The organism is Thiohalorhabdus sp. (genome assembly GCF_046545655.1).
Lineage (GTDB): Bacteria > Pseudomonadota > Gammaproteobacteria > Thiohalorhabdales > Thiohalorhabdaceae > Thiohalorhabdus.
The window spans coordinates 1-20,010 of record NZ_JBKGZG010000046.1; the positions used below are offsets into that span (position 1 = coordinate 1).

Sequence of the window (20,010 nt, forward strand, 5' to 3'; positions counted from 1 at the left end):
CGGGGAGCCATAGGATGACGAAGGCCCCAGCGGAACATGCCGCAGGGGCCTTTTTGCGTGTGTCACGGTAACAACACAAAAAAAGCCCGGGCTGGGCCCGGGCCGTGAACCGGTCGGGTCAAGGGCGGTTACCGGTTGTCCTCTCCGCCGCCCTGGGGCTCGGTCTCCCGCTGGCCGCCCTCCGGCGCCCCGGCGTCTTCGAAGAAATCGGCCGTGTGCGCCGGGACCCGGATGTTTTCCGTGGAGGGCTTGGGCGGGGTGACCCGTTCGTTGGCCGGGGCCCCGTCGCCCTTCGGCTTCGGGGCCGCCTCGCCTCCGCCTTTCTTCCCTTGCTGGGCGGGCTTGCGCTGGGACCCCCCCCGGCCGCCACGGCCGCCCTTGCCCTTGCCCGGCTCCCCGCCTCGCTTGCCGCCCTTTTCCGGGGCGTCCGCCTTGGGGGCCTCGGCCTTGGCAACCCCCTCCTTCTCCTTGGAGGCCTCCTGGGCCGGCTTCTTGCCACCGTTGCCGCCGGAAGGCTTGCGGCCCCGCTTGCGGCCGTTGCCGCCCGAAGCGGGCTGGCCGCCGGTACCGCCCTGTTTGCCCCCTTCCTCGGCCTTGGCGGTCTCGGCGGGGGCCTTCTGGCCGTTGCCTCCCTTGCGGCCGCCGCCTTTCTGGCCGGCAGGGGCGGCTTTTCCTTCCTTGCCGCCTTCCTGTTCGCTCCCCCGCGCCTTGCCGCCCGCGGCGCCCTTCTTGCCGGTGCCGGAGGCGGGTTTTTCCGACCGTTCGGCGGCGGCCTTCTCCGCTTCGGGCTGGAGCCCGGAAGCCTCCTCCCCGGCCTGCTCGCCAAACAGGGCCTGGATGATCCGCTTCAGGAAGCCCGGCTTGGCCTCGGTGGCCTGCGGGGCCTCTACCGCCCCGGCGGCCTCCGCCGGCTCCTTGCCTTTCTCGGCGGCGGAAGCGTGGGCCACCGCGGTGGGGGAGAGGGGTGCCTGCTCCTGGGGCGCGGCGGGCTCGGGCTCGCTGCGGGGGCTCTCCGCCGGCTCGGGCTGGGGAATGCGCTGGTAGCTGAGGGCCCGGCCGCCCTTGGCCTCGGCGTCCCTGGCCCGGCCACGCTCCATGCTGTAGTCCGGCGTCACCATGTTGGGGTCCGGGATGATGGTGATGCGGACCCCGTAGCGGTCCTCCAGCTGGGCCAGGATGCCCCGCTTCTCGTTGAGGAGATAGGAGCCCACCTCTACCGGCACCCGGGTGTCGATGTAGGCGGTGTTTTCCTTGAGCGTTTCCTCTTCGAGGACGCGCAGGATATGCAGCGCGGAGGACTCGGTGGTGCGGATCCGGCCCTGGCCGCTGCACCGGGGGCAGGCGGTGTGGGTGGCTTCCCCGAGCGAGGGGCGCAGGCGCTGGCGGGACATCTCCAGCAGCCCGAAACGGGAGATCTTGCCCACCTTGATGCGCGCGCGGTCCACCTTCACCGACTGGCGCAGCTTGTCCTCCACGGCCTGGATGTTCCGCTTGCGCTTCATGTCGATGAAGTCAATGACGATGAGCCCGCCCACATCGCGCAGACGCAGCTGGCGGGGGATCTCTTCGGCGGCCTCCAGGTTGGTCTGGAGGGCCGTTTCCTCGAGGTCCGCGCCCTTGGTGGCCCGGGCGGAGTTGATGTCGATGGACACCAGGGCCTCGGTGGGGTCGATGACCAGGGAGCCGCCGCCGTCCAGAGGGACCTCCCGGCTGTAGGCGGTGTCGATCTGGTGCTCGATCTGGAACCGGGAGAACAGGGGGATGGAGTCCTTGTACGGCTTAACCCGATTCACGCACTCGGGCATGATGGCCTGCATGAAGTCCCGGGCGGTCTGCACCACCTCCGGCTCGTCCACCAGGATCTCGCCGATGTCCTCCTCGAAATTGTCCCGCAGGGCCCGGATGACCGTATTGCCTTCCTGATAGATCAGTATCGGGGCGGGCTTCTTGTCGGCCTGCTCAACGATGGAGTGCCACAGCTGCAGCAGGTGGTCGAGGTCCCGCTGGAGCTGTTCGGAGCTCTTGCCGATGCCCGCGGTGCGGATGATGACGCCCATCCCGTCCGGGATCTCCAGGGTGTTGAGGGCCTCGCGCATCTCCTTGCGATCCTCGCCCTCGATCCGCCGGCTGACCCCGCCGGCCCGGGGATTGTTGGGCATGAGCACGAGGAACCGTCCCGCCAGGCTGGGCAGGGTGGTCAGCGCGGCCCCCTTGGTGCCGCGCTCCTCCTTGTCCACCTGGACGATCAGCTCCTGCCCCTCGGAAAGGACGTCCTGGATCCGGATCCTGCGGGGGGAGGGGGTTTTTCCCTGCTCGTCACGGGGATAATATTCCCGGGCCACCTCCTTTATGGGCAGAAAGCCCTGGCGGTCGCCGCCGTACTCCACAAAGGCGGCCTGCAGGCTGGCCTCGATCCGAGTGATGCGGCCCTTGTAGATGTTTCCTTTTTTCTGCTGCTGGGCGGCGTTCTCGATATCCAGGTTGAGAAGCTTCTGGCCGTCCACCACCGCAACCCGGAGCTCTTCCGGGTTGGTGGCATTGATCAGCATCCGTTTCATTTTGGGTAGTCGGCTCCTACACCCGTTGGGGTATATGGGATCGCGGCCGTCGAATGCGTCGGCGGCGCTGGAATTTGGTAAAGCGGACGGGATGCAATTCCCCGCCCGCCATCTCGCTGTTCGGCGCGGGCTTCATCCTGCGCGGGGGCCGGAGGGAAACTTGCTAAGATGCTGGCAAGAGAAGATTTTCTGGGGGCTCCGGGCCGGAAAGGCCGATTCTATTCGGTATGCGCAGCGGGGGCTAACACCCCGAAAAACCCGCAAAAATACGCCATGACTAGCGTAACCGAACGCTTGGTTTTTTTCAATTGGCGAGGATCCGGCCCGGGTGGCGCGGACAGGAGGACATTCCTCATTCCATGAGCAACGACGCGGAAGGCCCCAAGCGGCAAAAGGGCCCGGGAAAGGGCGGCCCGTACTGGGTCGAGGTGACGGAGGGGCAGGACGGCCAGCGGGTGGACAACTTCCTGCTGGGACGGCTGAAGGGTGTCCCCAAGACCCGGATCTACCGGATGCTGCGCAAGGGCGAGGTGCGGGTCAACGGCAAGCGCTGCCGGCCAGCGGTCCGGCTCCGGGCGGGCGACCGCGTGCGCATCCCGCCGGTGGCGGGGCGTGAGGCCCCGCCGTCCGCCCGGGTCCCGGAAGGGGCCCGAAAGGCGGTAACCGAAGCCATTCTGTTCGAGGACACCGAGCTCGCCGTTCTGAACAAGCCCCCGGGGCTGGCGGTTCACGCCGGAAGCGGCATGCCCTACGGGATCGTCGAGGCCCTTGCCGCCGCGCGTCCGGAGGTGGAATGGGGGCTGGCGCACCGGCTGGACCGGGGAACTTCCGGTGTGCTGGTGGTCGGAAAGAACGGCAAGGCCACGCGCCGTCTCCAGGCCGCCTTCCGGGAGAGCCGTGCCAAAAAGGCCTACCTGGCCCTTCTGCTCGGGAGGGTGGAGGAGGGCGAGCATGTGGAGGAGGCCCCCCTCCGCCGGGGCCCGGAGCGGGGTGGCCAGCGGCCCATGGTGGTGGATGGGGAGTCCGGGCGCCGGGCGTCCACCCGGTTCCTGGTGCTGCGTGCCTTCCCTGGGTATACGCTGGTGCGGGCGGAGCCGGAGACGGGTCGGACCCACCAGATCCGAGCCCATGCCCGTCATTGGGGCCATCCCATCGCCGGGGACCCCCTGTACGGGGACCGCGAGGCCAACCGGACCCTGAAGGAGCTGGGGCTGGATTCCATTTTCCTGCACAGTGCGGAGCTGGAGCTGCCTCATCCGGTAACCGGCGAGACGCAGCACTTCCGGGCTCCGCTTCCCGCCCCCTTGAAGGCGCTGCTGGACCGCCTTTCCGGTTGAGGCGCGGACCCTGCCTTTCATTTCAACCTGGCGAAGGACATGAACCGAGTGCAACGCCCTGAATCCGTGCCTCTTCAAGACGCGGAGCTGGTCATTTTCGACTGGGACGGGACCCTGGTGGACAGCCGTGGGGTGATCGTGGACACCCTGCGGGCGAGCCTGCAGGAGGTGGGCTTGCCGGCGCTTCCGGACCGGGAGCTGCAGCAGGTGATCGGCCTGGGGCTCCAGGAGGCCATCGAGGCCCTCGTTCCGCACGCCGACCCCCCCACCCGGGACCGGCTGCGGGAGGCCTATGGGCGGCGGTTCCAGTCCTACCGGGCCACGGATATGCCCTTTTTTCCGGGGGCCGCGGAGGGGCTCGAGGCCCTGGCCGCCGAGGGCAGGGCCCTGGCGGTGGCCACCGGAAAGTCCCGGAGGGGCCTGGACCGCATGCTCATGGAATGGGGGCTGGAGGAGCGCTTCCAGGCCACGCGCTGCGCCGACGAGACCTGCTCCAAGCCCGACCCGCGGATGGTGCACGAGCTGCTGGAGGAGACGGGGGTGGCGCCGGAACGGGCCGTGCTGGTGGGGGACACCGCCTTCGACATGGAGATGGCCTACCGGGCGGGCCTCCACCGGGTCGCCGTCACCTACGGCGTCCACGAACCGGAGCGGCTCGCCCCCTGGGCGCCCCACGCCCTGGCGGACAGTTTTCCCGAGGTGCTGGACCACCTGGGCTGTGAGGGTTTGGAATCCGAACCGGCGCAAGGATATAATTAGCTGCTTATGCGTGAACTTCGTGAATCCGTGATCCGGCTGGCGCAGGTGCCGCCCGAGGGGCTTTTGTTCCAGGGCCTTGTTCCAGGGAGTGCCCTGCCCAGGCTGGAAGAGGCCGTGGCCGGGATGGTGGGCGAGGGCGTGGAGGTGGACCTGCGCCTGGAGCCGAACAACGACGTGTGCCTCCTGCACGGCCGGGTTCAGGGAGCGGTGGAGCTGGAGTGCGAGTCCTGCCGGACCCGGTTCCGCTTTCCCCTGCAGGAGGTTCTGCAGCTGACCATCGACCCCAATCCCGAGAACGATCTGTACCGGGATCCGACCCAGAAGGGCGAGGTCTGGGTCATCGACCATTCCGATGAGCAGATCGAGGCCCCCGAGGGGCGGTTCGAGCTCGTGGAGTCCCTGGAGGACGAATGGCTGCTCGAGCTCCCCATCAGCCCGCGGTGCGCCGAGGGCTGCAAGGGGATATGTCCGGTTTGCGGAACGGATCGGAACGAGGCAGAATGCGCCTGCTCTTCGTCCCCGCGCGAGAGCCCGTTCGATGTCCTGGCGCAGCTGAAGAGAGACGACTAACCGCCCACGCCGCCGTACGGCGGTCCCTGTCCGTGGCCGGAAACGGACCGGGAACCAACGTTTGGGAGATCAGAAATGGCTGTACCGAAGAAGAAGACCTCCAAGGCCCGTCGCGATCAGCGGCGCGCCCATCACGCCATCCGCCCCGCCAGCATGAGCACCTGCCCCGAATGCGGGGAGCGCAAGCGGCCGCACCACGTGTGCCAGAGCTGCGGCTCCTACCGGGACCGCCAGGTCATGGCCGTCGCGGAAGAGGACTGAAGCGGGGCAACCGGCCCCTTGAGAAGCCGATTCCGACGGAATCCGCCACGCCGACCTCGATCCTGGGACGTCAATGCGCATAGCTCTGGATGCAATGGGGGGGGACTACGGCCCGGCCGTGGTGGTCCCGGCGGCGTCCGCCGCCCTGGACCGCCACCCCGACCTGGAGCTGGTCCTGGTGGGCCTCGAGGACGCCATCCGGGAGTCGCTCGCCCACCACGGCCTGGAGGCCGAGGGGCGCATCACCGTGCGCGCCGCCAGCCAGGTGGTGTCTTCCGAGGACGATGTCTCCCAGGCCCTGCGCAGCAAGCGAGACTCCTCCATTCACGTGGGGGCCAGCCTGGTCAAGGACGGCGAGGTGGACGGCTTCGTGAGCGCTGGCAACACCGGCGCCCTCATGGCCATCGCCCGCCTGATCCTCAAGACCCTCCCCGGCATCGACCGGCCTGCCATCGCCACCTTCCTGCCCACCCGCGACAGCCGGGTGCTCATGCTGGACCTGGGCGCCAACGTGGACTGCAACTCGGACCACCTGTTCCAGTTCGCCGTCATGGGAGAGGTGGCCTCGCGGGCCGTCTACGGGGTGGAGGACCCCTCCATCGGGCTCCTCAACATCGGCGAGGAGAACATCAAGGGCAACGACGTGGTGAAGGTGGCCGGCCAGCTCCTGCGCGAGAGCGAAATGAACTACGTCGGCAACGTGGAAGGCCGGGACATCTTCTCCGGGAAGGCGGACGTGGTTGTGGCGGACGGCTTCGTCGGCAACGTGGCGCTCAAGACCTCCGAGGGAACGGCGGAGCTCCTCGCCCATTTCCTGCGGCAGGCCTTCTCCGCTTCCTGGAGCTCCAAGCTGGCGGCCTTCCTCGCCCGCTGGGTGCTGAAGGACTTCAAGCGCCGCGCCGACCATCGGGAGTACAACGGGGCCATGCTCCTGGGGCTCAACGGCATCGTGGTCAAGAGCCACGGCAGCGCGGACAGCTACGCCTTCTCCCGCGCCATCGAGGTGGCGGCCTCGGAGGCCCGGAACAACGTGAACCGGCGGATCACCCACGAGATCCAGCAGATGCTGGAAGTGGCCGAGTAACAGGGGCGGGGGAGCGGACGCATGACGCGCGGGCGGATAACCGGCACGGGGAGTTACCTCCCCGAGAAGGTCCTGACCAATCAGGACCTGGAATCCCTGGTGGATACAAGCGACGAGTGGATCACCGCCCGTACGGGCATCAAGGAGCGGCGGATCGCCGCGCCCGACGAGTCCACCGTGGACCTGGCGGAACAGGCCGCCCGCCGCGCCCTGGGGGCCGCCGGCCGCGAGCCCGCCGAGGTGGACCTCATCATCGTCGCCACCACCACCCCCGATCAAGTGTTCCCCAGCACGGCCTGCCTGCTCCAGGGCCGGCTCGGCATTATCGGCCCGCCCGCCTTCGATGTGCAGGCGGTATGCACCGGCTTCATCTACGCCCTCGCCACTGCGGACAAATTCCTGCGCGCCGGGGCGGCACGGTGCGCGCTGGTGGTCGGGGCCGAAACCATGTCCCGGATCGTGAACTGGGAGGATCGGGGCACGTGCGTGCTGTTCGGGGACGGCGCCGGGGCGGTGGTGCTGGAGGCCGACGACTCCGACCAGCAGGGGATCCTCTCCACCCATCTCCACGCGGACGGCAGCCAGGAGGCTCTCCTGAATGTCCCCAAGGGCGTGGCTACCGGCTGGGACAGCGAGGACCCCGAGAGCACCATCCATATGAAGGGCAACGAGGTGTTCCGCGTGGCCGTGAACACCCTGGGCCAGGTGGTGGAGGAGACTCTGGCGGCCAACGGCCTGGACCAGGGAGAGGTGGACTGGCTGGTTCCGCACCAGGCAAACATCCGCATCATCCAGGCCACCGCCAAGAAGCTGGCCCTGTCCATGGACCGGGTGGTGGTCACCGTGGACCGCCACGGCAACACCTCCGCGGCCTCCGTGCCGCTCGCCCTGGACGAGGGGGTGCGCCAGGACCGCATCCGCCCGGGGGACCTGGTCCTCCTCGAGGCCTTCGGCGGCGGGTTCACCTGGGGCTCCGCGCTGCTGCGCTGGTAGCACCGACCGCACACCAAGAGGGGGAACAGCCGAACCATGAGCGATTTCGCATTCGTCTTCCCGGGCCAGGGCTCGCAGAGCGTGGGCATGCTTGACGCCTATCCCGACACGGATGGGGTGGTCGGTCGCACCCTGGCGGAGGCCTCCGAGGCCCTGGGCCTGGACCTGGGCGCGCTGGTGCGGGAGGGCCCCGAGGCGGAATTGAACCGCACGGAGGTCACCCAGCCCGCCATGCTGGTGGCCGGGGTGGCCGCGCACCGGCTGTGGACGGCCCGGGGCGGCACCGCTCCCCGCTTCCTGGCCGGCCACAGCCTGGGCGAATACACCGCCCTGGTAGCCGCCGGCAGCCTCGACTTTTCCGAGGCCGTACGCCTGGTGGCCGACCGCGCCCGCTTCATGCAGGAGGCCGTGCCGGCGGGCGAGGGCAAGATGGCCGCTATCCTCGGTCTCGACGACCCCACGGTGGAGGAGCTGTGCACCGCCGAGGAGCGCCGGTCCGGGGAGATCGTCCGCGCCGTGAACTTCAACGCCCCGGGCCAGGTGGTAGTGGCCGGCACGGCCCAGGCAGTGACCGACCTCATGGAGGCAGCGGGGCAGGCTGGTGCCAAGCGGGCCGTGGAGCTGCCGGTGTCCATCCCGTCCCACTGCCCGCTCATGGAGCCGGCGGCCGAGCGTCTCGCGGAGCGCCTGAAAGAGGTCGACCTGCGGGCCCCTGCGGTTCCGGTGATCAATAACGTGGATGTGGCTGCCCCGGCGGAGCCGGAAGCCATCCGGGACGCCCTGGTGCGCCAATTGGCCAACCCGGTGCATTGGACCGCCACCATCGGCCACATGCGGGAAGGCGGCGTGGCCCGGGTGATGGAGATGGGGCCGGGCAAGGTGCTGTGCGGGCTCAACAAGCGCATCGACCGGCGCATGCCCTGCCTGCCCGTGACCGATGAGGAAAGCCTGGACCAGGCCCTGGAGCAGGCCCAACAAGGGGACGCGTGATGCTGGACGGCCAGATCGCAATCGTGACCGGCGCCAGCCGGGGAATCGGCCAAGCCATCGCCCAGCGGCTGGGCGAGCTCGGCGCCACCGTGGCGGCCACCGCCACCTCCGAATCCGGCGCCCAGAGGGCGGAGCAGGCCCTGCGGGAGGCCGGGGCGGAGGCCAGGGGCTACGCCCTGGACGTCACGGAGACCGATGCCATCGAGCCCTTCATCAAGTCCGTGCAGGAGGATCTGGGCAATCCCGGGATCCTGGTGAACAACGCCGGGATCACCCGCGACGGGCTGCTGATGCGCATGAAGGACGAGGACTGGCAGGATGTCATCGACACCAATCTGTCCTCCGTCTTCCGCCTGACCCGGGCGGTGGCCCGGCCCATGATGAAGGCCAAGGGCGGGCGGATCATCAACATTGCCTCCGTGGTGGCCGCCATGGGCAACGCCGGCCAGGTGAACTACGCTGCGGCCAAGGCCGGCATCCTGGGCCTCACCAAGTCCTCGGCGCGGGAGCTCGGTCCGCGGGGCATCACCGTCAATGCGGTGGCTCCCGGCTTCATCGAGACGGACATGACCCGGGAGCTTCCCGAGGAGCAGCGCGAGGCCCTGCTGCAGCAGATCCCTCTGGCGCGCCTCGGCGATCCCGCAGAGGTGGCGGAGTGCGTGGCCTTCCTGGCGGGCCCGGGCGGCGGGTATGTCACCGGCTCCACGCTCCATGTGAACGGCGGTATGTACATGGGGTAACTCCCTTTGGGAGGACGTTTTTCGGACCGTTTGAGCCGCCCCGGCAAATGTGGTACCTAGTCGGGGCTTCGCGAAACCCTTGAAGGAGGAAAGGTCAACAATGAGCGATACCGACGCTCGCGTGAAGAAGATTGTTTCCGAGCAGCTGGGTCTCAGCGAGGAGGAGGTCTCCACTGAGGCGTCCTTCGTCGACGATCTGGGCGCGGACTCCCTGGACACCGTGGAGCTGGTGATGGCCCTTGAGGAAGAGTTCGGCTGCGAGATTCCGGACGACGAGGCAGAGAAGATCACCACGGTCCAGGAAGCGATCAACTACATTAACAACAACGTCGGCTAGCGGCCGTCGGGGTTGCTGGACCTGGGCGGTGCCTCGACCAAAGGGGGTGCCGCTTTCTTATTCAGGGATAGGGGCGAATCTTGAAACGTCGCGTGGTCATAACCGGAGTGGGCATGGTGACCCCCGTGGGCGCCACCACCACGGAGAGCTGGGAGGCGATCGTCGCCGGACGCAGCGGCATCGATGCCATCACTCGGTTCGATGCGTCGGACTTCTCCGTCCGCATCGCCGGAGAGGTGAACGGTTTCGAGCCCGGGGATTACATCCCCAAGAAGGAAGCCCGGAAGATGGACACTTTCATCCATTACGGGCTGGGGGCCGCCTCCATGGCCATGGATGACTCCGGCCTGGAGATCACCGAGGAGAACGCCGAGCGCGTCGGCGTGGCCATCGGCTCCGGGATCGGCGGTCTGCCCTTCATCGAGAAGGCCTACGAATCCTATCTGAACGGCGGGCCACGCAAGATCTCGCCCTTCTTCATTCCCGCCTCGATCATCAACATGGTATCGGGGCACTTCTCCATCATGCACGGGACCAAGGGTCCCAACGTGGCGGCGGTAACGGCATGCGCCACCGGCACCCACGCCATCGGCGACGCGACCCGGCTGATCCAGTACGGCGACGCCGACGCAATGGTCGCGGGCGGCACGGAATCCTGCATCTCGCCGTTGGCGGTGGGCGGATTCGCCGCGGCCAAGGCGCTGTCCACGAACAACGACGATCCTCAGTGCGCCAGCCGGCCCTTCGACGCGGAGCGCGACGGCTTCATCCTGGGCGAGGGCGCCGGGGTGGTGGTCCTGGAGGAGCGCGAAGCGGCCATCGCCCGCGGGGCGCGAATCTACGCCGAGGTGGGGGGCTACGGCATGAGCGCCGATGCCTACCACATGACCGCCCCCAGCGAGGACGGCGAGGGCGCCTCCCGCTGCATGGAGCTGGCCCTCCGGGACGCGGAGGTGGCCCCGGAGGAGGTGGACTACGTCAACGCCCACGGCACCTCCACGCCCACCGGCGACCGGGTGGAGACCATGGCGGTCAAGCGCGTGTTCGGCGATCACGCAAGCAAGCTGGCCGTCAGCTCCACCAAGTCCATGGTGGGGCATATGCTGGGTGCCGCCGGGGGCGTGGAGAGCATCGTCTCCGCGCTGGCCGTCTACCACGGGGTCGCGCCGCCCACCATCAACCTGGAGAACCCGGACCCGGAATGCGATCTCGATTACGTTCCGGGAGAGGCCCGGGAGATGCCGATGCGGGCGGCGGTCAACAACTCCTTCGGCTTCGGCGGCACCAACGCCACCCTGGTTCTAAAGCGGGCCTGACCGTTCCTCTGTAGCTGGAACGGCTTTGGTGGCCCATTGCACGGCCCCCGTGTGAACTCGGTGCCGGGATCCGGTCGGCGAGGTCGCCGCTACGGCGGCGGCCCTTGTGCTACCATTAAGTCTGCTAGCCGGTTCGACGCCTTCCCCGTGGGGCTCCTTACGATTTTGAATCTCCTTTCCCGCAGCCTCGCATGAGCCGCCCTCCTTCCCCTGCCGCCCTGGTCAACGGGTCTCCGTGCGGGATCGGGGATCCCGCCATCCCGGTGTCAGATCGAGGATTCCAGTACGGCGACGGGATCTTCGAAACGCTTGCCGCGCGGGGTGGGCGGCTGCTTGACGGAGCGGCCCACCTGGAACGTCTGCGGCAGGGGGCGGACCTGCTGGGGATCCCGGCCCCGGCTCCCGCGCACCTGGCCGCGGAAGCGGAGGGCCTGGTGGCCCAACAGGGAGCCGGGGAGCGGAACGTGATCAAGATCCTGGTTTCCCGGGGCCCGGGTGGCCGCGGCCTCGCGCCCCCGGCCCATCCGGAGCCCACCCGCGTGGTCATGCGCCTGCCGTGGCCGGAACATCCCGCGGAATGGCGGCGGACCGGCGTCCGCACTGTCCTTTGCCGGACCCGCCAGGTGAGCGGGGACGCCCTGGACGGGCGGATCAAGAGCATGAACCAGCTCAACCACATCGTCGCGCGCATGGAATGGACGGACCCCGATATCGCCGAAGGGCTCTTGCAGGACCACGAGGAGCGCCTGGTGGAAGGCACGGCGACCAACCTCTTCCTGGTTCGGGACGGCGTTCTGCAGACTCCCGATCTGACCGGGGCGGGCCTGCCCGGGGTGACCCGGCGCCGGATCCTGGAGCTTGCCCGGGCCACCGGCCTGCCCACCGAGGAAGGCGAAGTCCGGGAAGTGGATCTGGAGCACGCCGAGGAGGCATTCCTCACCAATTCCATCATCGGGGTCTGGCCGATCCGGGAGCATGGCGGGCGCCGCCTGCCCTCGGCCCCCGGCCCCTGGACCGTCCGGCTGAGCCAGGCCCTGGAGACGGCCTATGCGTAACCCGCTGCGAGGCTGGCGCCGCTGGCTTCTGGTCCTGGTGCTGGCGGGCGTCCTCGCTGCCGCCTGGGGCGCCTGGCACCTCCAGGAGTTCGCCACCCGCCCGCTGGGTCCGGCGACCGAACCGCTCCTGGAGGTGCCTGAGGGGGCGTCGTTCCGAACGGTGGTCCAGCGCATGAAGGACAAGGGGTGGGTGGACCGGCCCCTGGAGATGCGCCTGCTCGGGCGCCTGTTCCATGTCGCCCCCCGGATCCATGCCGGTGAATACCGCCTCACCCCGGACATGACCCCCCTGGACGTGCTGGAAGCCTTGACCAGCGGCGACGTGGTGCTCCATTCCGTATCCTTCCCGGAGGGGAAGACGGTGCGGCAGTTCCTGGAGCGCTTGCGGGCCAAGGAGGCTCTCGATTTCCCCACCCTGCCGGAAGGCCCCGGGGACCCCGCACTGCTGGATATGCTGAATCTCGACGAGCGCGGTTACGAGAGCGCCGAGGGGTGGCTGTTCCCGGAGACCTACCGCTTCACTCGCGGCACCAGCGCAACCCAGATCCTTCGCAGGAGCCACGAGCGCATGCTTCGGGTTCTGGAGGAGGAGTGGGCGAATCGGGAGGAGGACCTGCCCTACGATGAGCCCTATGAGGCCCTGGTGCTCGCCTCCATCGTGGAGAAGGAGACCGCCGTTCCGGAGGAGCGCCGGGAGATCGCGGGGGTGTTCATCAACCGGCTCCGGAAGGGCATGCGTCTGCAGACTGACCCCACGGTCATCTACGGGCTGGGAAAGGAGTTCGACGGCGACCTCCGGACCCGGCACTTGCGGGACCGCACCCCCTACAACACCTACCGCATCGACGGTTTGCCACCAACGCCCATCGCCAATCCCGGTCGGGCCGCCATCCGCGCGGTCTGCCAGCCCGAAGACACCGACGCCCTGTACTTCGTCTCCCGGGGCGACGGCACCCACGTGTTCTCCGAGACCCTGCAGGAGCACAACCGGGCCGTGCGACGGTATCAGCTGGGGGGGCGGTAGGTTGGCGCCCCGGGCGGGTCGTTTCATCACCCTGGAAGGGATCGACGGCGCGGGCAAGACCACCGCGGCCTCCTACTTGGCGGAACGGCTCGGGCAGGAAGGGGTGGAGGTGGTTGCCACCCGCGAGCCGGGAGGAACCCCCCTGGCGGAGGCCATCCGCGGCCTGCTCACGGGCACGGAGGGAGAGGCGCCCACGGAGGACACCGAGGCCCTGCTCATGTTCGCCGCCCGCGCCCAGCACCTCGATCGGGTTATCCGCCCTGCGCTCCAGGCCGGCCGCTGGGTGCTGTGCGACCGCTTCACCGACGCCACCTACGCCTACCAGGGCGGGGGTCGGGGCATGCCCGCCGAGCGCATCCGGGCCCTGGAGCACTGGGTCCATGGGGGCTTCCAGCCGGATCGGACCCTCCTCTTCGAGCTCCCCGCGGAGGAGGGCCTCCGCCGCCGGGCCGGGGCGGGGAGCCGGGCTGACCGCTTCGAGGAAGAAGGCGCGGCCTTCCTGCGGGGGGTCCAGGACGCCTATCGGCAGCGGGCCGAGGCGGAGCCGGAACGCTTCCGGTCCATCGACGCCGGGCGCCCTTGGCCGGAGGTGGCCGGGACCCTGGACACGTGGCTGGCACGGGAGCTGGCGCAATGGCGCGCTGGGACCTAATCGGCCAGGACGCCACCGTCGCCCGCCTGGAGGCTACCCTGCAGGGCGGCCAGGTGCCCCACGGGCTCCTGCTGGCCGGCCCCCGGGGGACGGGGAAGGGCACCGCCGCGCGGAAGCTGGCCGCCCGTCTGCTTTGTCACCGGGAGGCGGGGCAGGCGCCCTGCGGTGAGTGCCCTCCGTGCCGCCACCGGGAGGCGGGTACGGCCCCTGATCTCATCACCCTGCCGGCGGAAGGGGAGGAGGAGATCCGGGTGGATCCCCTCCGGGAGATGGTGGCGCAGGTGCAGCTGACTCCCCAGGAGAGCCGCCTGCGGGTGGTGATCCTGGATCCTGCCGAGGCCATGGGGGCCCACGCGGCCAACGCGCTGCTCAAGGTCCTGGAGGAGCCGCCCGGCGAGGTGGTATTCCTGCTGGTGAGCCACCGTTCCGACCGGCTGCTGCCCACCATCCGCAGCCGCTGCCAGCTGCTGCGCTTCCGGGCCGTGCCCGCCGGGGAGGTGGAGAAATGGCTGGAAGAGAGCCATGGCCTGGCCGGCGGGGATGCCCGCCTGGCCGCGCGCCTGTCCGGGGGGGCGCCCGGCCGGGCCCTGGAATGGGCCCGGCGCTCCCTGGTGGCGGAGCGGGACGCAGTTCTCGAGGGGCTTGCAGCGGCGCGCGATCGGGGAGGAGAATCCCTTCTGGAGGTGGCCGACCGCTGGGCCACGGGGGAATCGGCCGCCTGGCTCCCCCACCTGCAGGCCTGGCTGCGGGACCTGGCCCGTGTTACGGTCACGGCCGGCCAGGCGCCCCCGGAGCGCCTGGTCAACGCCGACCGCCGGGAGCGCCTCGTCCAAGAGGCCGGGCGGTTCGGGCCGGCATCCGCCGAGCGGCTCCTCCGCGCCGGGGAGGCTCTCGCGGAGGCCGAGGCCGGCCGGGTCAGCACCCGGCTGGCCCTCGAGGAGCTCCTTTTCTGGTGGCGGGATCCGGAGACCATGCCCCGGACCCCGCCGTCCACGTCCTAGCAGGCCGGGTTCCCCATGGCTAAGCAGATCGGCGTCAAGAGCCAGTTCTCCGACGGGGTCTTCGTGCTCCCCGTGGACGACGAGTCCATTTCTCCCCGGGACCGGGTCCTGGTGGAGACCGACAGCGGCACCGAGGTGGCCGACGTCGTCATCGGCCAGGTGGAGGAAAGCCAGCTGCCCTTTCCCGGGCGCCTCAAGCGGGTCCTCCGTCGCCTGTCCAGCCGCGACGAGGCCTGGCTCGCCACCCTGGAGGAGCGGGAGCGGGAGGCCCTGCGCTACGCCCGCCGCAAGGCTCGGGCCCTGGAGCTGGAGATGAAGGTCTCCAAGGTACGCATGGAGTTCGACGGCGACCGGGGCACCTTCTACTTCACCGCACCCCACCGGGTGGACTTCCGGGAGCTGGTGCGGATCCTGGCCCGGAAGTTCCACATCCGCGTGGAGATGCGCCAGATCGGCGTGCGGGACGAGGCCGCCCTGGTGGGCGGGCTGGGCCCCTGCGGGAAGACGCTCTGCTGCGCCGGACACATGGAAGGCTTCCCGCCCATCAATGTGAAGATGGCCCGGGAGCAGGGGATCGAGCCCAACTCCAACAGCTCCACCGGGATGTGCGGCCGCCTCAAGTGCTGCCTGCGCTTCGAGCACGACAGCGCGGAGGAGGGCAAGGGCGGCGGCTGCGGCGGTTGCGGCGCCAAGAAGGCGAAGGCCGGAGCGCGTGGCGACGAGCCGGACGGCCGGATCGCGCTCCGCGGCCCCTCGCGCCAGCCTGGATACCACATCAACCCGGAATAGGAGCGCGACACCCGATCGCGCCGAATCCAACCCACCCTCCACAGCGGATCGTCCATGGCCGGAAGTGAAGCCGATTCAGGGTTTTATATCACCACGCCCATCTACTACGTGAACGATGTCCCCCACATCGGCCACGCCTATACCACGGTGGCGGCGGACGTGGTGGCCCGGTACCAGCGCCTGCGGGGTCGGGACGTCTATTTCCTGACCGGGACCGACGAGCACGGCCTGAAGGTGGAGCGCTCCGCCCAGCGGCAGGGCATCACGCCGCAGGGGCTCGCCGACCAGGTGGTGGGCCGGTACCGCGAACTGTGGGAACGCCTGGAGATCAGCCACGACGACTTCATCCGCACCACCGAGGACCGCCACGCCGCCGGGGTTCGCAAGCTGTGGGGCCTGCTGGAGCAGAGCGGCGCCATCTACAAGGGGGTCTACGAGGGCTGGTACAACGTCTCCGACGAGGCCTACGTCCCCGACAGCCAGGTGGTGGACGGCTGCGACGCCGAGTCGGGCCAGCCCCTGGAGCGGGTGCAGGAGGAGAGCTACTTCTTCCGCCTGTCCGAGTATCAAGAAGCCCTGGTGGAGCACATCCGGGCCCATCCCGAGTTCATCCAACCGGAGAATTTCCGCAACGAGATCCTCAGCTTCCTCGACCAGGGCCTGAAGGATCTGTCCATCAGCCGCACCACCTTCACTTGGGGGGTCTCAGTCCCGGACGATCCCGACCATGTAATCTACGTCTGGATCGACGCGCTCACGAACTACATCAGCGCACTCGGCTACGGGTCGGAAAATGAAGAGCTTTACGAGCGATTCTGGCCCGCGGACCTGCACCTGATCGGTAAGGACATCCTGCGCTTCCACGCGGTGTACTGGCCGGCCCTGCTCATGGCGGCGGGCCTGCCGCTGCCCCGCCAGATCTTCGCCCACGGCTGGTGGACGAAGGAGGGGCAGAAGATGTCCAAATCCAAGGGCAATGTCCTCGACCCCTTCGGCCTGACCAACTACTACGGCACCGACCAGGTGCGCTACTTCCTCCTGCGGGAGGTGCCCTTCGGCCAGGACGGCGACTTCTCCGACGCGGCCATGGTGCGCCGGGCCAACGAGGACCTGGCCAACGACCTGGGCAACCTCCTGAACCGCACCCTGTCCATGCAGCGCAAGTACCTCGGCGAGGAGGTGGGTCTTCCCGCGGTGGAGACCGACGAGGACAGGGACCTGAAGGCCCATCTGGACGGCCTGCCCGCGGCCTTCGAGGAGCACATGGACCAGCTGCGCTTCCACCGCGCCCTGGAGGCGGTGTTCGAGGTGGTGCGCCGCGGCAACCTGTACGTGGACGAGACGGCCCCCTGGGTGCTCAACAAGGAGGGCAACCGGGAGCGCCTGGCCACGGTGCTGGCCAACCTGCTGGAGACCGTGCGCATCGTCGATCTGCACCTGTGGCCGGTGATGCCGGAGGCCTGTCACCGGATGTTCATGCAGATGGGCTACAGTCTGGAGGGGGTGGAGCTGGACCGCGACGCCCGCTGGGGCGCCCGTCCCGCCACTCTGACCATCACCAAGCCCAAGCCCGTGTTCCAGAAGGTGCAGGAACCGGAAACGTAGGAACGAGCGTGCAAGCCATGATCGAGCTGGCCGACAGCCATTGCCATATGGACTTTCCCGACTACGAGGCTTCCCCAGTGGAGCTCATGGGCAACGCCCGGGAGCAGGGGGTCCGCTACCTGCTGAACATCTCCGTGTGCCTGGAGGACTTTCCCCGGGTCCTGGAGGTGGCCGAGTCCGACCCCGAGGTGTACGCCACCGTGGGGGTCCATCCCAACTACGACGGCGTGGAGGAGCCCACCGCCGACCGCCTGGTGGAACTGGCGGCGCACGATAAGGTGGTGGGCATCGGCGAGACGGGGCTGGACTACTTCCGCCACCACGTGGAGCCCGCCGACCAGCAGGCCCGCTTCCGCGCCCACATCGAGGCCGGGCGCCGGCTGGGGCTGCCCCTGATCATCCATTCCCGCGAGGCGCGGGAGGACACGGTTGCCATGGCGCGCGAGGCGGCCGACCAGGGGGTGAGCGGGGTCATGCACTGCTTCGCCGAAGACTGGGACACCGCCCGTGCGGCCCTGGATGCCGGCTTCTACATCAGCTTCTCGGGCATCGTCACCTTCAAGAATGCCGCCGACCTGCGGGAGGTGGCCAAGAAGGTTCCGGCGGACCGGATCCTGGTGGAGACCGACGCCCCGTACCTGGCCCCCGAGCCCTACCGCGGCAAGACCAACCAGCCCGCCTACGTGCGCTACACCGCCGAACGGGTGGCGGCGGAGCGGGGCGAGTCGCTGGAGGAGCTGGCGGCGGCCACCACCGAGAACTTCCTCCGCCTGTTCCGGCTCGGCTGAGGGCCCGGGCGTGGAGGCGGTAATCCTCGGCTCGGGTTCCAGCGCCGGCACCCCGGTGATCGGCTGCCGCTGCCCGGTCTGCCGGTCGGAGGATCCCCGCAACCACCGCACCCGGGCCTCCATCTGGGTCCGCGGCGATGGCGGGGAATCCTTCCTCGTGGACACCTCCACGGACATGCGCCACCAGGCGCTGCGGGAGGGGATCGACCGGGTGGACGCGGTGTTCCTCACCCACACCCACGCCGACCACATCAACGGCATCGACGACATGCGGGCCTTCAACGGCCTCCAGGAGCAGGTGATTCCCATGTACGGGCGCCCGGCGACCCTGGAGGAGGCCCGGCAGCGGTTCCACTACTGCTTCGGCGACCCGCCACCGCCCGAGCGGGGCTGGTACATCCCCGTGCTGGAGGCCCGGCCCCTGCGCGAGCCCCTCCAGTGGGGCGCGGTCACCGTCACCCCCGTGCCGGTGGAGCACGGGCGCTGGCCCATCTACGGATACCGTTTTAACAACCTCGCCTACCTCACCGACGTCAAGCGCATCCCCGAAGAGGGCCTGGCCCGGCTGGAGGGTCTGGAGGTCCTGATCCTGGACTGCCTGCGCTATCGGGAGCACCCCACCCACCTGCACGTGGACGATGCGGTGGCCCTGGCCGAGCGGATCGGCGCGAAGCGCACCGTGTTCACCCATTTCACCCACGACATCGACTTCGAGCAGCTGGCCGGCGAGCTCCCGGAGGGCATGGAGCCCGCCCACGACGGGCTGCGCATCCCCCTTTCCGGGCCCGAGGCGTAGGGAAGGGGAGACCGGACCGCTCAGGCGGCGCGAATGATATCCAGCACCCGGTCCAGCTCGCTGAGGCGGTTGTAGAAGTGGGGGGCAAAGCGCACGCCCCCGGCCCGGGGGAGCACCTGGACCCCGGCGTCCCGCAGGGCCTGGTAGACGGCATCCGTGCGGTCGCCGAAGCGGGCGGTGACGATTCCGGCGCGACGGCCGGGGTCCACCGGTGAGATGAGTGCCACATCGGGGATGTCCCGCAGGCCGGCGATCAGATGGCCCACCCGCTCCCGGATCCGCTCCCCGACCCGGTCGACGCCCACCTCTTGAAGCAGCGACAGGCTGGCCTCCAGGGCGTGGTTGGAGGGGGTGTTCGGGGTCCCCGGCTCGAAGCGCCGCGCCGTGGGGGCCGGTTCCCATTGCCGGGCGTCGAAGTCCCCGAAGGGCTCCGCCATGTGCCAGCCCCATTGGTGCAGCCGCAGGCGCTCCAGCCATTCCGGCGCGCAGTAAAACACCCCCAGCCCCTCCGGCCCCAGCAGCCACTTGTGGCCGTCCGCCGCCGCGAAGTCCGCGTGCACGGCCTGGGCGTCGAAGGGGAAGGCGCCCAGGCTCTGGATGGCGTCCACGCAGAAGGCCGTGGGCGTCCCCGCCAGCTCCCGGCCGATGCGTTCCAGGTCCAGGGCCCGCCCGGTGCCGAACTGCACGCTGCTCACGCTCACCACCCGGGTGCGCTCGTCCACCAGCCCCAGCACGTTGGCCTCGCAGTCCGCCTCGCCGGCGGGCGTGCAGACTGCCTCGCGCACCTCAACCCCCTGGTCGGCGAGGGCCTCCCAGGGCATGCGGTTGCTGGGGAACTCGGAGTCGGTGATGACCACATTGTCCCCGGCGCGCCAGTCCAGGCCGGCGGCCACCAGGGACAGGCCCGCGGAGGTGTTGGGCACCAGGGCGACGGACTCCGGACCGGGGGCATTGACCAGGCGAGCGAGGCGCTCCCGGAGCTGGCGCTCCTTGTCCTGCCATTCGGGGAAATGCAGGGAGCCATCCCGGGTGATGCCGTCGGCGAAGTCCTGCAGCGCCCGCCGGGTGCGCTCCGGCCACGGGCTGATGGCCGCGTGGTTCAGGTAGATGTGCCGCTCGGCCACTGGGAACTCAGCGGCAATTAGGGGCTCGAGGGGGTCGTCGTGGTGGTTTGCGCTTGTCATGGCCGGAGTGTAACGCAGACTGGCCTGCGTCCGGGAGCCGGGAGGAGCTTCTCGGCGTCGCCAACGGGCGCCGTACCGCAAGGAAGCCCCAACCAAGTGCTCTGGAATGCGCATAATGTATATTATGTAAAATAGGCGAACTCGCCAGTTCCCCGCGGCTTTGTGCTTTTT

20 protein-coding genes are annotated in these 20,010 nt (G+C 69.2%); 18 read left to right on the plus strand and 2 right to left on the minus strand.

All coding sequences use genetic code 11. The annotated features are described in order from the left end of the window. Positions 1 to 128 precede the first annotated feature (128 nt). Positions 129 to 2,558, minus strand: coding sequence for an Rne/Rng family ribonuclease (locus ACLFRB_RS09995; RefSeq protein ID WP_411068867.1), 2,430 nt, complete (start codon positions 2,556 to 2,558; stop codon positions 129 to 131). A gap of 359 nt (positions 2,559 to 2,917) precedes the next feature. On the opposite strand from ACLFRB_RS09995, the gene ACLFRB_RS10000 reads away from it, so the two are divergent. From ACLFRB_RS10000 to ACLFRB_RS10085, 18 genes are all read left to right on the plus strand, one after another. Further along, entirely contained in the window at positions 2,918 to 3,895 is a 978-nt protein-coding gene (locus ACLFRB_RS10000; RefSeq protein ID WP_411068868.1) for an RluA family pseudouridine synthase, read from the plus strand. 48 nt (positions 3,896 to 3,943) lie between these two features. After that, positions 3,944 to 4,654, plus strand: coding sequence for an HAD-IA family hydrolase (locus ACLFRB_RS10005; RefSeq protein WP_411068869.1), 711 nt, complete (start codon positions 3,944 to 3,946; stop codon positions 4,652 to 4,654). 6 nt (positions 4,655 to 4,660) lie between these two features. Beyond that, positions 4,661 to 5,224, plus strand: coding sequence for a YceD family protein (locus ACLFRB_RS10010; RefSeq protein ID WP_411068870.1), 564 nt, complete (start codon positions 4,661 to 4,663; stop codon positions 5,222 to 5,224). Between the two features lie 75 nt (positions 5,225 to 5,299). Then, positions 5,300 to 5,485 (plus strand): 50S ribosomal protein L32, encoded by a 186-nt coding sequence (rpmF, locus tag ACLFRB_RS10015; protein WP_411068871.1) that lies wholly within the window; start codon positions 5,300 to 5,302, stop codon positions 5,483 to 5,485. 73 nt (positions 5,486 to 5,558) lie between these two features. Next, positions 5,559 to 6,569, plus strand: coding sequence for a phosphate acyltransferase PlsX (gene plsX, locus ACLFRB_RS10020; protein WP_411068872.1), 1,011 nt, complete (start codon positions 5,559 to 5,561; stop codon positions 6,567 to 6,569). 21 nt (positions 6,570 to 6,590) lie between these two features. After that, complete coding sequence (locus ACLFRB_RS10025) at positions 6,591 to 7,562, plus strand: beta-ketoacyl-ACP synthase III (protein WP_411068873.1); 972 nt, start codon at positions 6,591 to 6,593, stop codon at positions 7,560 to 7,562. Between the two features lie 36 nt (positions 7,563 to 7,598). Next, positions 7,599 to 8,552: an ACP S-malonyltransferase gene (fabD, locus tag ACLFRB_RS10030; protein WP_411068874.1), complete on the plus strand. Its 954-nt coding sequence runs from the start codon at positions 7,599 to 7,601 to the stop codon at positions 8,550 to 8,552. After that, entirely contained in the window at positions 8,552 to 9,292 is a 741-nt protein-coding gene (gene fabG / locus ACLFRB_RS10035; RefSeq protein ID WP_411068875.1) for a 3-oxoacyl-ACP reductase FabG, read from the plus strand. Before fabD ends, fabG begins: the two co-directional genes overlap by 1 nt. A gap of 100 nt (positions 9,293 to 9,392) precedes the next feature. Continuing rightward, positions 9,393 to 9,629, plus strand: coding sequence for an acyl carrier protein (acpP, locus tag ACLFRB_RS10040; RefSeq protein WP_054966151.1), 237 nt, complete (start codon positions 9,393 to 9,395; stop codon positions 9,627 to 9,629). A gap of 77 nt (positions 9,630 to 9,706) precedes the next feature. Continuing rightward, positions 9,707 to 10,945 (plus strand): beta-ketoacyl-ACP synthase II, encoded by a 1,239-nt coding sequence (gene fabF, locus ACLFRB_RS10045; protein ID WP_411068884.1) that lies wholly within the window; start codon positions 9,707 to 9,709, stop codon positions 10,943 to 10,945. A 191-nt stretch (positions 10,946 to 11,136) separates the two neighbouring features. Further along, positions 11,137 to 12,000 carry an aminodeoxychorismate lyase gene (pabC, locus tag ACLFRB_RS10050; protein WP_411068876.1) on the plus strand — a complete coding sequence of 288 codons (864 nt, stop codon included), beginning with the start codon at positions 11,137 to 11,139 and terminating at the stop codon, positions 11,998 to 12,000. Further along, positions 11,993 to 13,024: an endolytic transglycosylase MltG gene (gene mltG, locus ACLFRB_RS10055; RefSeq protein WP_411068877.1), complete on the plus strand. Its 1,032-nt coding sequence runs from the start codon at positions 11,993 to 11,995 to the stop codon at positions 13,022 to 13,024. Before pabC ends, mltG begins: the two co-directional genes overlap by 8 nt. Before the next feature lies 1 nt (position 13,025). Further along, positions 13,026 to 13,676: a dTMP kinase gene (gene tmk / locus ACLFRB_RS10060; protein WP_411068878.1), complete on the plus strand. Its 651-nt coding sequence runs from the start codon at positions 13,026 to 13,028 to the stop codon at positions 13,674 to 13,676. Further along, a complete protein-coding gene (gene holB / locus ACLFRB_RS10065) occupies positions 13,658 to 14,677 on the plus strand; it encodes a DNA polymerase III subunit delta' (RefSeq protein ID WP_411068879.1) in 1,020 nt (339 codons plus the stop codon). Before tmk ends, holB begins: the two co-directional genes overlap by 19 nt. A gap of 15 nt (positions 14,678 to 14,692) precedes the next feature. Further along, positions 14,693 to 15,466 (plus strand): stage 0 sporulation family protein, encoded by a 774-nt coding sequence (locus ACLFRB_RS10070; protein ID WP_411068880.1) that lies wholly within the window; start codon positions 14,693 to 14,695, stop codon positions 15,464 to 15,466. Between the two features lie 54 nt (positions 15,467 to 15,520). Next, complete coding sequence (gene metG / locus ACLFRB_RS10075; RefSeq protein WP_411068881.1) at positions 15,521 to 17,071, plus strand: methionine--tRNA ligase; 1,551 nt, start codon at positions 15,521 to 15,523, stop codon at positions 17,069 to 17,071. A gap of 17 nt (positions 17,072 to 17,088) precedes the next feature. Further along, positions 17,089 to 17,859 (plus strand): TatD family hydrolase, encoded by a 771-nt coding sequence (locus ACLFRB_RS10080; protein ID WP_411068885.1) that lies wholly within the window; start codon positions 17,089 to 17,091, stop codon positions 17,857 to 17,859. Positions 17,860 to 17,869: 10 nt separating this feature from the next. Next, positions 17,870 to 18,655 carry an MBL fold metallo-hydrolase gene (locus ACLFRB_RS10085; protein ID WP_411068882.1) on the plus strand — a complete coding sequence of 262 codons (786 nt, stop codon included), beginning with the start codon at positions 17,870 to 17,872 and terminating at the stop codon, positions 18,653 to 18,655. A gap of 20 nt (positions 18,656 to 18,675) precedes the next feature. Here the strand turns inward: ACLFRB_RS10085 and ACLFRB_RS10090 are convergent, their stop codons facing one another. Then, positions 18,676 to 19,839, minus strand: a complete 1,164-nt coding sequence (locus ACLFRB_RS10090) for an aminotransferase class V-fold PLP-dependent enzyme (RefSeq protein ID WP_411068883.1) — start codon at positions 19,837 to 19,839, stop codon at positions 18,676 to 18,678. Between the last annotated feature and the right edge of the window lie 171 nt (positions 19,840 to 20,010).

Bases quoted from the DNA above. Each gene is read 5' to 3' on its own strand.
- metG (WP_411068881.1), top strand. From the start codon at position 15,521: ATGGCCGGAAGTGAAGCCGATTCAGGGTTTTATATCACCACGCCCATC.
- rpmF (WP_411068871.1), top strand. From the start codon at position 5,300: ATGGCTGTACCGAAGAAGAAGACCTCCAAGGCCCGTCGCGATCAGCGG.
- ACLFRB_RS10070 (WP_411068880.1), top strand. From the start codon at position 14,693: ATGGCTAAGCAGATCGGCGTCAAGAGCCAGTTCTCCGACGGGGTCTTC.
- ACLFRB_RS10025 (WP_411068873.1), top strand. From the start codon at position 6,591: ATGACGCGCGGGCGGATAACCGGCACGGGGAGTTACCTCCCCGAGAAG.
- pabC (WP_411068876.1), top strand. From the start codon at position 11,137: ATGAGCCGCCCTCCTTCCCCTGCCGCCCTGGTCAACGGGTCTCCGTGC.
- fabG (WP_411068875.1), top strand. From the start codon at position 8,552: ATGCTGGACGGCCAGATCGCAATCGTGACCGGCGCCAGCCGGGGAATC.
- plsX (WP_411068872.1), top strand. From the start codon at position 5,559: ATGCGCATAGCTCTGGATGCAATGGGGGGGGACTACGGCCCGGCCGTG.
- ACLFRB_RS09995 (WP_411068867.1), bottom strand. From the start codon at position 2,558: ATGAAACGGATGCTGATCAATGCCACCAACCCGGAAGAGCTCCGGGTT.
- acpP (WP_054966151.1), top strand. From the start codon at position 9,393: ATGAGCGATACCGACGCTCGCGTGAAGAAGATTGTTTCCGAGCAGCTG.
- ACLFRB_RS10000 (WP_411068868.1), top strand. From the start codon at position 2,918: ATGAGCAACGACGCGGAAGGCCCCAAGCGGCAAAAGGGCCCGGGAAAG.
- mltG (WP_411068877.1), top strand. From the start codon at position 11,993: ATGCGTAACCCGCTGCGAGGCTGGCGCCGCTGGCTTCTGGTCCTGGTG.
- ACLFRB_RS10090 (WP_411068883.1), bottom strand. From the start codon at position 19,839: ATGACAAGCGCAAACCACCACGACGACCCCCTCGAGCCCCTAATTGCC.
- fabD (WP_411068874.1), top strand. From the start codon at position 7,599: ATGAGCGATTTCGCATTCGTCTTCCCGGGCCAGGGCTCGCAGAGCGTG.
- ACLFRB_RS10010 (WP_411068870.1), top strand. From the start codon at position 4,661: ATGCGTGAACTTCGTGAATCCGTGATCCGGCTGGCGCAGGTGCCGCCC.
- holB (WP_411068879.1), top strand. From the start codon at position 13,658: ATGGCGCGCTGGGACCTAATCGGCCAGGACGCCACCGTCGCCCGCCTG.
- ACLFRB_RS10080 (WP_411068885.1), top strand. From the start codon at position 17,089: ATGATCGAGCTGGCCGACAGCCATTGCCATATGGACTTTCCCGACTAC.